The organism is Brachybacterium sp. SYSU DS0246 (genome assembly GCF_059391765.1).
The window spans coordinates 27,736-42,239 of record NZ_JBZXYT010000022.1 but is presented as its reverse complement, the minus strand read 5'-3'; the positions used below and the strand labels follow the sequence as shown (position 1 = coordinate 42,239).

The 14,504-nt window shown below is 71.0% G+C and carries 8 protein-coding genes; 7 read left to right on the top strand and 1 reads right to left on the bottom strand.

What is annotated here, in order from left to right:
- Nucleotides 1-29: 29 nt before the first annotated feature.
- The 7 genes from AC5020_RS11885 (at nucleotide 30) to AC5020_RS11855 (ending at nucleotide 13,525) form a co-directional block, all read left to right on the top strand.
- Nucleotides 30-2,255, top strand: a complete 2,226-nt coding sequence (locus AC5020_RS11885) for an ABC transporter ATP-binding protein (protein WP_464988448.1) — start codon at nucleotides 30-32, stop codon at nucleotides 2,253-2,255.
- A gap of 32 nt (nucleotides 2,256-2,287) precedes the next feature.
- Nucleotides 2,288-3,454 carry an oligogalacturonate lyase family protein gene (locus AC5020_RS11880; RefSeq protein WP_464988447.1) on the top strand — a complete coding sequence of 389 codons (1,167 nt, stop codon included), beginning with the start codon at nucleotides 2,288-2,290 and terminating at the stop codon, nucleotides 3,452-3,454.
- 49 nt (nucleotides 3,455-3,503) lie between these two features.
- Nucleotides 3,504-5,633, top strand: a complete 2,130-nt coding sequence (locus AC5020_RS11875; protein WP_464988446.1) for a hypothetical protein — start codon at nucleotides 3,504-3,506, stop codon at nucleotides 5,631-5,633.
- Nucleotides 5,634-5,761: 128 nt separating this feature from the next.
- Entirely contained in the window at nucleotides 5,762-8,962 is a 3,201-nt protein-coding gene (locus AC5020_RS11870) for a fibronectin type III domain-containing protein (protein ID WP_464988445.1), read from the top strand.
- A gap of 102 nt (nucleotides 8,963-9,064) precedes the next feature.
- On the top strand, nucleotides 9,065-10,417 hold the full coding sequence (locus tag AC5020_RS11865) for a Gfo/Idh/MocA family oxidoreductase (protein WP_464988444.1): 1,353 nt from the start codon (nucleotides 9,065-9,067) through the stop codon (nucleotides 10,415-10,417).
- A 5-nt stretch (nucleotides 10,418-10,422) separates the two neighbouring features.
- Nucleotides 10,423-12,285, top strand: coding sequence for a polysaccharide lyase family protein (locus AC5020_RS11860; RefSeq protein ID WP_464988443.1), 1,863 nt, complete (start codon nucleotides 10,423-10,425; stop codon nucleotides 12,283-12,285).
- 217 nt (nucleotides 12,286-12,502) lie between these two features.
- Nucleotides 12,503-13,525 carry a glycosyltransferase family 2 protein gene (locus AC5020_RS11855; protein ID WP_464988442.1) on the top strand — a complete coding sequence of 341 codons (1,023 nt, stop codon included), beginning with the start codon at nucleotides 12,503-12,505 and terminating at the stop codon, nucleotides 13,523-13,525.
- Here AC5020_RS11855 and AC5020_RS11850 read toward each other — a convergent pair.
- On the bottom strand, nucleotides 13,498-14,439 hold the full coding sequence (locus AC5020_RS11850; RefSeq protein ID WP_464988441.1) for a glycosyltransferase family 2 protein: 942 nt from the start codon (nucleotides 14,437-14,439) through the stop codon (nucleotides 13,498-13,500). The two genes, AC5020_RS11855 and AC5020_RS11850, sit on opposite strands and share 28 nt — an antisense overlap.
- Nucleotides 14,440-14,504 lie beyond the last annotated feature (65 nt).

The following is a 14,504-nucleotide window of genomic DNA, read 5'->3' as shown; positions in this document are numbered from 1 at the left end:
CCCTTCCGCGACGACGACGGAGCACCTCCATGCACCCTGAGCCCGATGCCACCCAGAGCGGACCAGCCGCCGACACTCTCGCCCTCGCACCCGGCGAGCGTCCGCTGCTGCAGATCCGAGGGCTCGAGACCCACTTCGAGACCCCCGACCACTCGATCAAGGCCGTCGACGGGGTGGACCTCACCGTCCATCCGGGAAAGACGCTGTGCGTGGTCGGCGAGTCGGGCTGCGGGAAGTCCGCGACCGCGCGCTCCGTGCTGCAGCTGGTGGAGTCGCCGGGCCGCGTGGTCGACGGCGAGATCCTGTGGACGCCTGAGGGTCGCGACCCGGTCGACCTCGCGTCCCTCGACGAGGACAGCGAGGAGCTGCGCGCGGTGCGCGGCGGCGAGATCGGCATGGTCTTCCAGGAGCCGATGGCGAGCCTTTCCCCGCTGTACACCGTCGGGGCACAGCTCACCGAGGCCATCCGGCTCCATCGGGACCTGACTCCCGCCCAGGCGCGGGAGAAGGCGCTGAGTCTGCTGGAGCGAGTGGGCATCCCCGACCCGCAGGGTCGGCTGGACGCCTACCCGTTCCAGCTCTCCGGAGGGATGTGCCAGCGCGTGATGATCGCGATCGCGCTGAGCTGCGACCCGTCCCTTCTCATAGCCGATGAGCCCACGACGGCCCTGGACGTCACGACGCAGGCACGCATCCTGGACCTGCTGCGCGACCTGCAGGCCGAGACGGGGATGGCGCTGATGTTCATCACCCACGACCTCGGAGTGGTCGCGGAGATCGCCGACGAGGTGGCCGTGATGTACCTCGGCGCGGTGGTGGAACGCGGTCCCGTCGAGGAGATCTTCGCCCACCCCAAGCACCCGTACACCCGGGCCCTGCTGCGCTCGATCCCCGACGCCCAGGGCGGCCGCCGCGGCGAGCCGCTGCCGACGGTGCAGGGCATGGTGCCCAGCCCCCAGAACCGGCCCAGCGGATGCACCTTCCGCACGCGCTGCGATCTGGCGATGCAGGGGGTCTGCGACGTCCAGGCACCGCCCCTGACCGAGTTCGGGGGCGAGCACGAGGCCACCTGCCACCTCTACAGCCACGAGGGGGCCGTTGCGCCGGCTGACGAGAGGATCGCGCCGTCGGCTGCCGCCGAGCCGGGCGCGCAGGCGCCGCGCGCCGAGGCGCGCCCCCGCCCTCCGGTGGGCCCTCGAGCCGACGAGCAGCCGCGCGGCGCGGACGAGCCGCCGGTGATCCTCGAGGTCTCGGGGCTGATGAAGCACTATCCCGTCGGCGGCGGGATGTTCCGTCGTGCGAGCCGCAGCGTCAAGGCCGTGGACGGCATCGACCTCAGCATCCGGCTCGGGGAGACGATGGGGCTGGTCGGGGAGTCCGGCTGCGGGAAGACCACGCTGGGCCGCTGCATCGCGGGACTTCTCTCCCCCACCGCCGGGCAGATCCTGTATCACCGGGAGAACGGGGAGAGCGTCGACCTCGCCAGGCTGTCCACCCGCCAGCTCAAGGCCTACCGCACGGAGATCCGCACGATCTTCCAGGATCCCTTCTCGTCGCTGAACCCCCGGATGACGGTGGAGCAGATCGTCGGCGAGCCGCTGCAGGTGGCCGGCCGGGCACGGGGCGGGGAGCTGCGCGAACAGGTCGCGGAGATGCTGCGGAAGGTCGGGATCCGTCCCGAGCACATGCGCCGCTACCCCCACGCCTTCTCCGGCGGCGAGCGCCAGCGGCTGAACATCGCCCGCGCGCTCATCACCCAGCCACGCCTGGTGATCGCCGATGAGCCCGTCTCCGCACTCGACGTCTCCATCCGAGCCCAGATCCTCAACCTGCTCGAGGAGGTGCGGGAGGAGTTCGACCTCACCTACCTGTTCATCTCCCACGATCTCTCCGTCGTGGAGCACGTCAGCGATCACGTGGGAGTGATGTACCTCGGGCGGCTCGCCGAGCAGGGGCCGACGGACGAGCTGTACCGCGCTCCGCGACACCCGTACACCGAAGCCCTGCTCGACGCGGTCCCGGTCCCGGATCCGCAGCGGCGCGGCGGCCACCGCAGCACGCTGCGCTCCGATGATCTGCCCGATCCCTCCGATCCGCCCTCGGGATGCCTCTTCCGCACCCGGTGCTCCCACGCCCGCACGGGACTGTGTGACGACGAGGCGCCCGCGCTGCGGGAGCTCACGCCCGGGCATCGCACGGCGTGCCATCGCGCCGAGGACATCGAGCTCGCCGGTATCTCCCGCGGCCGCGACTGACCACAGACCGACCCACCCACAGGAGCACAGCCATGCCTCTCGGCACCGTCTTCCCCGCAGAGTCCCGCACCGTCCACGATCCCGACACGGGCGTGCGGATCACCCAGCTCACCGACCACAAGGCGCACAGCCACCACACGTACTTCACCAATCCCGGCTGGTACGACGACGGCCGAAGACTGCTCTTCGCCTCCGACCGCGGGAACGCGACGAACCTCTACGGCCTGGACCTCGACAGCCACGAGTTCCGCCAGCTCACGGACCTCCCCGACGGCGCCACCGTGGCCTCGAACCTGTTCCACTCGGTGAGCCTGAACCCCCGCCGTTCCGAGGCGTACTTCTGGCACGGCCGCGACCTGGTGGCTCTGGATCTGGACTCGCTCGAACAGCGGGTGCTGCACACGACACCGGCACGTTTCGGAGCGGGAGGGACCACGAACGTCACGGCCGACGGGGCCTGCGTGATGATCAGCTACAGCGAGGACCTCTCGGACCGCCTCGCGCTGGATCTGGGCAACGGCTACGTCGGCTTCCGGGAGTACTGGGCCGCGCAGCCGCTCTCGCAGGTCCTGCGCGTCCCGGTCGACGGAGGCGAGGCCGAGGTGGTGCATGAGGAGCGGGCGTGGATCGGTCACGTGAACACCTCTCCGGCCCGTCCCGAGCTGTTGACCTACTGTCACGAGGGGCCATGGCACCTGGTGGACCATCGGATCTGGCTGCTGGATCTGGCGACCGGGGAGACCACGCCGATCCGCCCCACCGAGGGCACGGAGATGGTGGGCCACGAGTACTGGTTGAAGGACGGCGAATCCATCGGGTACCACGGCTGGACCGGCGGCCGGGAGCAGACCGGCCCGTTCCACGGGGCGGTGCGCTACGACGGCACCGGCCTGTGGGAGGCACCGCTGGTGGAGAGCTCCATGCACTACCACAGCCGGGACCTCGAGATGATCGTCGGCGATGGCACGAAGGCCGCCCCGCGACTCATGGTGTGGCAGCGCGAGGGCGACGCGTTCACACCTCCGCGGCTGCTGCATCGCCATCGGGGCTCCTTCCACACCCAGGCCCTCCACGTGCATCCCACGGTGAGTCCGGATGCCACACAGGTGCTCTTCTCCTCGGACGCCCGCGGGTACGGCGCCGTCCATCTGCTGGACCTGCCCGAGGATCTCGGCGAGCTGCCGCTCGTGGAGTCCTGAGCCCGTCCGTCGGCCCCGGCCTCTCCCGTCCCTCGTCCAGGAGCCCTCCATGTCCCGTCCGAGCATCGACCGCCGTGCCCTCGTCTCCCGCCACGACGTGGTGCTGGAGGACATCGACCCCCGCTCCCCGCTCGGTGTCGGCAACGGTGATCTGGCCGTCACGGTCGACGCCACCGGGCTGCAGTCCCTGCCCGCCGCCTACCCGGTCACCCCGCGGGACGAGGCCCGGCCCGAGGGCACCCTGCTGGGGACCCTGAGCACCTGGGGCTGGCACAGCCTGCCCCAGGCGGAGGCATACACCTGGCGGGATGCCCTGGTCGCCTACGACTCCGATCGCGGCCGGGTGCCGTACGTGGACATGTCGGGGAAGGTCGCCGGAGGCACCGAGCAGGACACCGGCGAGCGGGATCTGCTGTTGCGCGGCAACCCGCATCGACTGGACCTGGGCACGTTCGGACTGCGCCGGGACGGCGCACCGCTGTCTGCGCAGCAGGTCACGCCGATCCGCCAGCACCTCTGCCTCTACGAGGGAGTGATCACCTCGCTCTGCGAGGTCGACGGCGACCGGGTCGAGACGGTGACCGCGGTGCACCCCGAGCGCGATCTCCTCGCCGTGCAGCTGCGATCGACGGGCCTACGCACCGGGCTCGGCGTCGGCCTCTCCTTCGCCTACGGCAGTGCGGACTGGCACAGCGCCCACGACTGGACGCGGCCCGAGCGGCACACCACCCGCCTCGACCAGCTCGACGACGGTCTGTGGCGGATTCGGCGTCAGGTCGACGCCACCGCGTACACGCTCGTGGTCAGCGCCCCCGGTGCCCAGCTGACCCGCCTCGGCGCGCACGATATCCTCGTCCGCACCAGCGGTGAGGTCCTCGCGCTGGGCATCGAGTTGATGCCCGAGAGTGACCCATCAGCGGTGGATCCGCAGACGACGGCGCCGCTGCCGACCCTCGAGCAGACCCTCGCCGCCTGCCGCGCGCACTGGCGGGACTTCTGGGAGTCGGGCGCCGCCCTGGATCTGGGCGCCGTGAGCGATCCCCGGGCCACCGAGCTCGAGCGGCGCGTGATCCTCTCCCAGTTCCTCACCGCGATCCACTGCGCCGGCCGGATGCCGCCGCAGGAGACGGGCCTGGTCTGCAACTCCTGGCGCGGCAAGTCCCATCTGGAGATGCACTGGTGGCATGCGGCGCACTTCCCCCTGTGGAACCGCCCGGAACTGCTGCGCCGCAGCCTCGGCTGGTACCGCTCGATCCTCCCCCGCGCCCGGGAAATGGCCCGCCTGCAGGGCTTCGCCGGGGCGCGCTGGCCCAAGCAGGTCGGCCCCGAGGGCGAGGAGACCCCGAGTGGGATCGGCACGTTCCTTATCTGGCAGCAGCCCCATCTGATCCATCTCGTGGAGCTCCTGCGACGCGCCGAGGGCGTGGAGGAGGCCGAACTCCTGGCCGATGTCGATGACCTCCTCACCGAGACCGCGGAGTTCATGGCGTCCTTCGCCCTGCGCACCGCGCACGGCGCCGAGCTGGGGCCGCCGCTGATCCCCGCGCAGGAGAGCTACGGCGGGATGCGCACCGCGGTGCGGAACCCCACCTTCGAACTGGTGCAGTGGCACTGGGCGCTCGAGCGGGCCTGCGAGTTCAAGCAACGGCTGGGCCTGCCCGTCCCGGAGGCCTGGGCCGAGGTCCGTGACCTCCTGGTCGCCCCGGCACCGCGGGATGGCGTCTATCCCGCGATCGCGGTCGACCCGTACACGATTCGCGAGGACCACCCCTCGATGCTATGCGCCCTGGGCGTGCTCCCGCAGACCGACCGGATCGACCCCGCGATCATGGCCGCGACCCTCGAGGACGTGCTGCAGTCCTGGGACTGGGACTCCACCTGGGGTTGGGACTACCCGGTGATGGCGATGACCGCCGCCCGCCTGGGCCGGGGCGAGGACGCGGTGGACCTCCTGCTCACCGACACCGGGAAGAACACGGTGCTGCCCAGCGGCCACAACCGCCAGACCGGCTCCCTGCCGCTCTACCTGCCCGGCAACGGCGGTCTGCTCACGGCCGTCGCGCTCATGGCCGGTGGCTGGGACCACGCTGGGACGAACTCCCCGGCGGCGCCCCGGGCCTGCCCCGGCTTCCCGCGCGACTGGGACGTCCGCGCCGAGGGCTTCGCCGTCTCCCCCTGAGCACCGTCCTCATCCTCCTGTCCCCCGCCCGCCCCTCGAATCCTCCGCCCGCCCTCGACTCCGCCGCCCGCCTCCTCGGTTCCGCCCGTCCATCCCCGATCCCGACGACGTACAGCGAGGTACGCAGCATGTCCGATCGCCCTACCACCCACCGTCCCCTTCCCCGCCCGGTCAGCCCATCCCGTCACTCCCGCGGCCGCCGTCTGACCACCCTCGCGGCGGCCATGGCACTGCTGGCCTCCCTGTTCGGCGTTGGCGCCCCCGCGCTCGCCGACGCCCCCGCGCCCGACGCGCTGCCGGCCTTCCCCGGTGCGGAGGGCTTCGGCTACGCCGCCACCGGCGGCCGCGGCGGCGAGGTCTACCACGTGACCTCCACGGAGCTCACCGGTGAGGGGACCCTCCACCACGCCCTGACCACGAGCGGCGACACCCCGCGCACCATCGTCTTCGACGTCTCCGGGACCCTGGAGATCCCGCAGATCATCGTCCAGGACGCCTCGAACATCACGATCGCCGGGCAGACTGCCCCCGGCGGCGGAGTAACGCTCATGGGCAACACGATCCGCATCGTCGACAGCCACGACATCGTCATCCGACATCTGCGCTTCCGCATGGGGAAGCATCCGGGGGTCAACGACGACACGATGTACGTCGAGAACTCCCAGAACGTGATCATCGACCACTCCTCGTTCTCCTGGGGCACCGACGAGGTGCTGTCCATCAAGTCCAAGGACTACGAGAACCCGACCTCGGAGAACATCACAGTGCAGTGGTCGATCATCTCCGAGGGGCTACTGACCCATTCGATGGGCGGGCTGGTCGAGATGAACACCATCTCCATGCACCACAACCTCTACGCCCACAACAACGACCGGAACCCGAAGACCAAGGGCGTCATGGACTTCGTCGGCAACACGGTCTACAACTGGGGCGACTACCCCTACGTCGCCGGCGGCGAATCGGGGACCAAGGGGTACGGCAATGTCGTGGGCAACACCTTCATCGCCGGCGTGAACTCCACCAGCCCCGAGGACGCCATCGTCCGCGGCAACGAGAACTACCAGGTCCACCTCGACGGCAACGTCGTGGACGGCAACCGCAACGGAGTGCTCGACGGCGAGGTCGGCGGCGAGGAGATCCTCGAGGAGGAGCGCCCCGCCGTGGTGGTCGAGGAGCGCTTCGCCTATCCTCCGGTGCACACCCAGAAGGCGATCGACGCGCACGGCATGGTCCTGGACCACGCCGGTGCCTCGCTCGTCCGCGACGCCTTGGACGAGCGAGTGATCACGAGCGTTCGCGAGCAGACCGGCGCGATCATCGACCACCAGGACGACGTGGGCGGCTACGTCCCGATCGAGGAGGCGGCCCCGGCGAAGGACACCGACCGCGACGGCATGCCCGACCTGTGGGAGCGCCGGAACCAGCTGGATCCCCACGACCCTGAGGACCGCAACCACGACGCCGACGGCGACGGGTACACGAACCTCGAGGAATACCTGAACGAGCTGGCCGCGCCCAGCTTTCCCGAGGGCTATCCGATGACCCCGGTGCCCTGGGACGGTGAGGTCTTCGAGCCGCCGACCGTCCCGATCGAGGAGGAGCCCGCTGCACCCCTGGCACCCCTTGACGGCCAGATCGTCCGCGGGGGAATCGTCAACGACGACTCCGGGAACGGCCAGGACAACGCCGCGAACTGGTCTGTGCACCAAGACCTGCAGGTCGGTGACGTGGTGGCGGGTGACCGGCCCGACTACACGTTCGCCGAGATACCTGCCGAGGTCCGCGGAGCCGAATGGATCCGCACCGCGGTCGACTCCCGCGCCTCGGGCGCCGAGGACACGCTGCGTTTCCACGCCGCCGCCGACGCCCGGGTGTACGTCGCCCACGACACCCGGATCCCCGAGCAGCCGGCCTGGCTCGCGGAGGACTACGAGCCCACGGGCCTGCAACTGACCGACACCCAACCCGTCAGCTGGGAGCTGTTCTCCCGCGACGTCGCCGCCGGGGACGAGGTGGTCCTCGGCCCGAACGCCGGCGGGAATCGCATGAATTATGTGGTCGTCGTGGTGCCCACCGCACCGTCGGGAGACGTGCCGCCGGCGCCGACCCTCGCCCCGAGCGCGTCCGCCGACGCTACGACCGGGACCGTCGATCTGGCCTGGGAGCCGGTCGACGGCTCGACCTCGGCGCTCGTGGAGCGCTCCACCGCCGCGGACCCCGCCTGGCGCGTGATCGGATCCTCCGCCGACGGCTCCTTCACCGATGACGCGCCCCAGCTGGGGGTGCGGCACGACTACCGGATCGTGCCGGTGGCCGCGGGCGGCGCCGCCGAGGCCTCGCCGCACGCCTCCGTCACGCCCGTCGATCCCGCCGTTCCCGTCCCCCGGGCGCCGGCCGGCCTCGAAGTCACGGAGATCGGCAGTTACGGCGCGACCTTGGAATGGAACGCCGTCGAGGACGCCGACGGCTACGTGCTCCAGCGCGCCGCCGGGGTCGACGGAGCGTTCATGGATGTCGCCGGGACCCCCGGGACCACCGCCACGGATGACACCGTGGAGCCGGAGACCGCGTATCGCTACCGCGTCCTCGCCCGCACCGCCGGCGGACTCTCGCAGCCCTCGGCCGAGGTCTCCGCGATGTCCGGCCCCGCGATGGAGATCCCCGCGGCGCCCGGTGCGCCGGTGCTGGACGAGCAGGGCCCCTCGCACGCGACGCTGAGCTGGACCGCCGTGGAGGGAGCCCAGGAGTACGTCGTCCTGCGCACGGCCGACGGGGACACCGCCGCCTCCGAGATCGCCCACACCGCCGAGAGCACGTACACGGACGACTCCCTCTCCCCGACGGCAACCGGCTACACGTATCAGCTCGTCGCCCTGAACGAACGAGGGGCCTCCGAGGCCGGCGCCGCACTGGCCGTGCCGAGCCTGGTGCCGGAGGTTCCCTCCGACCTCACCCCGACCCTGCGCGGCGACACCTTCCTGGGCGTGACCTGGAATCGCGGCGCCGGGACCGACGTGGTCGAGGCGCTGCGCGAGATCGACGGGGTCCGCACGGTGGTCGCCAGCGGCAAGGTGAGCACGACCTACGTGCGCGACCTCGAGCCCGGCACCGAGTACACCCTGTGGGTGCGCGGAACGAACGCGGCGGGAGCCTCCGAGACCTCCGAGCCCCTCACGGTCTCCACCCTCCCGCAGCGCTGGTCCTCCGACGAGACGTACGCGCGCGGCGACCGCGTGGGCCATGACGGCGCCGTGTGGGAGGCCACGCGCCGCACCCAGGGCGACCGCCCCGGCAGCTCCGGAGCCTGGACCCGCCTCGACGAAGGCTGAGCCGCGGTCCCGCCGGAGCACGCGCTCCAGCGGGACCGCCTCCGTTCTCCCCACCGACCCCGCCCGCCGCCCGGCGGGCACCCACCGCACCGAAAGGGCACCATGACCTCTCCGACCTTCCTCCCCCGCCGCTACGCGGTGATCGGCACCGGCCACCGCTGCGAGATGTACCTGCGGGCACTGGCCGACTCCCATGCGGAGCACGCCGTCCCCGTCGCCTTCGTGGACCCCAACCCGGTGCGCATGCAGTACTACCTCGATCTCGTCGGCTCGCTGCACCCCGACCTCGCACCGCCCTCGCTGTGGGCGCCGGAGCAGTTCGAAGACATGGTCGCCGCGGTGCGGCCGGACGCCGTCGTGATCACCACTCCCGACGCCCTGCACAGCGAGTACATCGTCGCCGCACTCGCCCACGACCTCGACGTCGTGGTGGAAAAGCCGATCACCACCACCGCCGAAAAAGCGCGCGGGATCGCGGAGGCGGCGCGGCGCTCCGCGGGCCGTATCACCATGACCTTCAACTACCGCTACTCCCCGCGGAACTCGCTGGTGCGGGAGCTGGTGACCCGCGGCGAGATCGGGACCGTGACCTCGGTGCACTTCGAATGGCTGCTGGACACGGGGCACGGCGCGGACTACTTCCGCCGCTGGCATCGCGAGAAGGAGATGTCCGGTGGGCTGCAGATCCACAAGGCCAGCCACCACTTCGACCTCGTGAACTGGTGGCTGGGCGATGTCCCCGCCCGCGTCTCGGCCCTGGGGTCTCGTCGCTTCTACGGCGCAGAGCACGCCGCAGAGCACGGCGTGGACCCCGCGGCCCGCACCAGTCGGCAGCTGGCGGAGGAGGACCCCTTCCGCATCGACCTCGCAGCAGACGAGCGGATGCGCCGGCTGAACCTAGAGGCGGAGAGTGCGGACGGCTACGCCCGCGACCAGAACGTTTTCGGCCACGGGGTGTCCATCGAAGACACCCTGAGCATGCTCGTCGGCTACCGCGAGGGTGCCGCCCTGACCTACTCCCTGCACGCCTACGCCCCCTGGGAGGGGTATCGCGTGGCGCTGAACGGCACCCTCGGCAGGATCGAGCTCGACGTGGTCGAGAAACCGCACCGCGCACCGGCCGAGGCGGAGATCGACCCGAGCGCCCGGCCGGAGCAGGGCGCGGCCGTCGGGGCCGACGGCACCCGCGAGGTGCGGCCCCGCCGCAGTGTGCTGCGTCTCCAGCGACAGTGGGAGCGCGCCGTGGAGGTGCCCATCCCCGAGGGCCGCGGTGGCCACGGCGGCGGCGATGCGATGCTGCTCGACGACGTGTTCGGCAAGCCGGCCGAGGACCCGCTGGGACGCCGCGCCACCTGGGTCGATGGGCTGCGCAGCGCTGCCATCGGAATCGCCGCCGAGGAATCGATGCGCACAGGGTCCACGGTGGATCTCGACGCCCTGGGCCTCGAGGTCTGAGCATCGTGCCCGATGCGGACCGGCCTCGCATCGTGGAGACCGTCGACGGGGTCGCCCTGGAGAACGGCCGAGTGCACCTCGAGGTCTCACCGGCAGGCGGCGGCCGCCTCACCTCCCTGCGACTGGATGGTCACGAGTTGCTCGGGCCGCGGCGAACGGGACGATTCGACGAGGTCGTCAGAGTGCTCGAGCCCGAGATCGCTCTCCCTGAGGCTCCGGTGACCTGGTCCGCGCGCGAGCTCGCGGACGCGGTGATGCTCACGGTGACCGTGCCTGCTTCAACCGCGGCGCCGTACACCACCATGCGAACCTATCTTCTGGCGGCGGAGGAGACCGGTATCCACCTGGTCTCGCGCTTCGAACACGCCGCAGAGCATCCCGCCGTCGCGATCGACCAGCATCGCTTCGTATGCTGGTTTGATCCGGAGATCTTCACACATCTCGATCTGGAGGAGGATCCCTTCGGCACTCCGTGGCGTGCCGCGGCCTCGCGCCTGCCGACCCCGGAGGATCTGCGGCGCGGCCGCGTGGTGATGGATGCGACGACGGACCTGGCTGGGACGGGGAGCGCCTACGCCAGACGCTTCTACACGAAGTACGACGCAGCGATATCACTTCGGGACCATGCCGTCCACGGTCTCCACGGCCACCTGGACGGCCGCCGGGTGGGAGCCTATGCGGTGCTCGCAGATCGTAGCTCGTTCAACGGTGGCCCGGACCGCCAGGATCTCACCGCCCACCAGACCGAGGATGGCCCCGTGCTGCTGCTCGAGCCGCAGGCCACCCATTACGGGTCCCGGCCCGTCAGGCTCCACGGTGCAGCGGCGCGGACGTACGGACCGCTGTACCTGCATCTGGGCTGGACCGGCGAGACCGCGGGCTCCTCCGCGGCCGGCCGGCTCCGCGCCCAGGCCGAGGCGCATCTCGGCGGCCGCTCCGCGGCACGTCTCCATGACCGGGCCGCGTTGGCCGGATGGGTGCCGACGCACGAACGGGTGCGCGTGCGCGGGGCAGTCACTGTGACCACCAATGACGCGGAATGCACGACCGCCGGGTCAGATGAGATCACGACAATCGGCCCTGCCGCTGGTGCGCTCGTCGTCCTCTCGGATGCGGGCGTGGACTCGCAGGATACCGCCGCCGGGCGCCAATACTGGACTACCCTCGACGACCGCGGCACTTTCCACCTTCCTGGCGTGGTGCCAGCTCTCTACCGGCTCACGGTCCGTCAGGACGGGGTGTGGGACGAACATGTAGTGGATCCCCTCGAGATCACGGCGGACACTGCTCTCGATCTGCACTGGCATCGGAGCGAACCGGCCGAGGTCCTGTGGCAGATCGGCTCGCCCGATGGCACCTCGATCGAGTTCGCCGGTGGTGCCGACTCGCGCCGCTATGCGAACACCGCGGACTACCCCGCGCTCTTCCCCCACGGCCTCACGCACCGGGTCGGCAGCGAGAACGCCGCCTGGTACTTCACCCAACCGCAGACCACCGGTCAGGGACCCGGAATGCCGTGGCAGATCGTCTTCGGCCTGGAGCGAGAACCCGCACCGACCGCGCGACTGCGGCTGCGTCTCGCACTCGCGGCCTGGTCGCTGACCACCGCGGTCCCTGATCCAGGAGTTCCCAGCGCACTGTCCATCCAACTCAACGACACTGCACCTACCCTCTGGGAGTTCTCCGGTGACGACGCGCGCGGCGCCGTCTACCGCAGCGCCGCTCGGGGTCGGCGCTTCCGTCGCGATTTTGAACTCGAGCCCGCCTCGCTGCGCCCGGGGCAGAACGTGCTGACTCTCGCAGTGAACCCCCTGGGAGCCCTCGCTGTGCAGGCCACCTGGGATGCCCTCCAACTCGAGTCGGTGTGACCGACGACGTGCGACCGCGCGTCCGCTCCTGCTCCCGCTTCCCCGTTCCGGGTCCGGCAATCGGACTGCCTGCCGCTGTCCCCGCCCGGCCACGGGACCTGCTCGCGGACAGTTGCCCCAACCAGGCCATAGATCCACCCCTAGGTGCCAGACTGACGCCTATGGACCCCACTCATACTCGGCGGGCACCCCGGTGGAACTCGGAGGCCAGCACCGCATGAGCACCACACCCCGCGCCACCGTGGTCATCGCCTGCTACGAGGCGGGGTCCCAACTGCGGCCCACGCTGGAGTCTGTCCTCGCCCAGACCGTGGAGGAGATCGAGATCCTCCTGATCGACGACGGGTCGCGTCGGGATCCGGTGCCCGACGCCTCCGAGCTTCCCGATGACCCACGAATCGTCGTGGACCGCCGACCGGCCAACGGAGGCTACGCCCGGGTCACCAATCACGCTCTCGACCGTGCCCGGGGCGAGTGGATCACGTTCGTCGACGCCGACGACATCGTGGAGCCGAGCTACCTCGAGGCGCTCCTGGCCGAGGGCGAGGACGCGGAGGCCGACGTGGTGATGCTTCCGCTGATGGCGGTGCGCGGCGGCAAGGAGCTGGGGCCGCTGCCCTTCGACCCGCCGGCGAGACTTTCGACGGGGACCGAGGCGCTGGCCGCCCTCATCCACAACCGGATCGTGGGCAGTCAGCACATGCTGTGGCGCACCGCCCTCGGCCGGACCGAGCGCGACGGGACCCGGCCGGGCCACGGCGACCCGGAACCCCTCCGGGCCCCGGACGGCGAGACCTACTCGGATTTCGTGCTCGTCGCCCGGCTGTTCGCCCGCGCCCGCACCGTGGCCTACCTGTCCGAGCCGCTGTACCGGTACACGATCAGCCCGGACTCCACCTCGGGGGGACTGAGCGAGTCGGTGTGGGACCTGGTCGGAGTACCGGCCATCGTCCGCCCCACGCTGCAGCAGACCTTCCCCGCGGCGGAGGCCGAGGAGCTGTACCAGGAGCTCGAGCGCCACAACGTCACCCACATCCTGCACAAGGCGGCCCGGCAGCAGCAGGATTCCGCGCTGCGGCGCGAGGTGACGGACTGGGCGCGCAGCCACATCACGCTCGGCGGTCTTCTCGCACTCCTGCGGGGCGGCCACCGCGCCGAGGCCGGGTCCTGGGCGCTGGTGAAGCTCTCACCGGCGGCACACCGGCGCGCGCTTCACTGGCGCGATGCCCGGAAGGGCTGAGCATCGCCGTCGATCTCGCGAGGCGGGGTCGTCTCCTCGATCAGCACCGGTGGCGGCATGGGCCTCTGGGGCGGCAGCAGTTCCCGGGCGTGAGCGGCGAGGTCGACGACCGTGCGGGCCATCCGGCGGTGGCCACCGGAGCGTCCTGCCCGCAGCAGGTTCCACGGCAGGGAGAGGGTCTCGCGCAGCACGGCTCCGCGCCCCAGCCGCCCAGGGAAGACCTCCGGATGCCGACGCCACACGTCGACGTCCGACCGGCCGCTGGCGTAGATCTTGCGGGTGAACTTCCACTGATCCTCGACGAGGCGGTAGTAGTTCAGCATGTCGGGGTCACGGCCGAACCGGGCACCGTGGGAGCGCAGCCGCACTCCGAACTCGTAGTCCTCGCGTCCGTAACGGCGCCAGGCCTCCTCGAACCCGCCGGCCGCCAGGTAGATGTCGCGCCGGATCGCGATGTTGCTGCCCACCATCTCCCCGTCGGAGACGGAGTCGAAGCCCAGCAGTTCGGAGTCGGGGTCGAAGGGTTCGGTGAGTCGTCGGATCGGTCCGCCGACCACGTCGTGCTCCTGCAGCCCGCGGTGGGCCCCGGCCAGCCAGTTCGGTCCGACCACGTCATCGGCATCGCAGAACGCGACCGCTGCGCCACGGGCGGCGAGCACGCCGGCGTTGCGCGGGTGGGCGACCCCCTTCCGCGCCCCGGCGTCGAGAACCCGCAGCGGCGCCGGGAACCTCGCGCGCCGCGCGAGCACCACTTCCCGCGTCCGGTCGCGGGACCCGTTGTCGGCGATCAGCAGTTCCCAGGGCAGGTCGAAGGGCTGGGCGGCGAGCGCGTCGAGCTGCGCATCTATCGTCGCCTCCCCGTTGAACACCGGGATGATCACGCTGATCACCGGCACAGCAGTGCGATCTGACATGGCCCCGCCGCCTCTCCCCGTGCACCGATCGCGAGCGTCGGGCTCACGAGCCGTCGGTGCGCTGT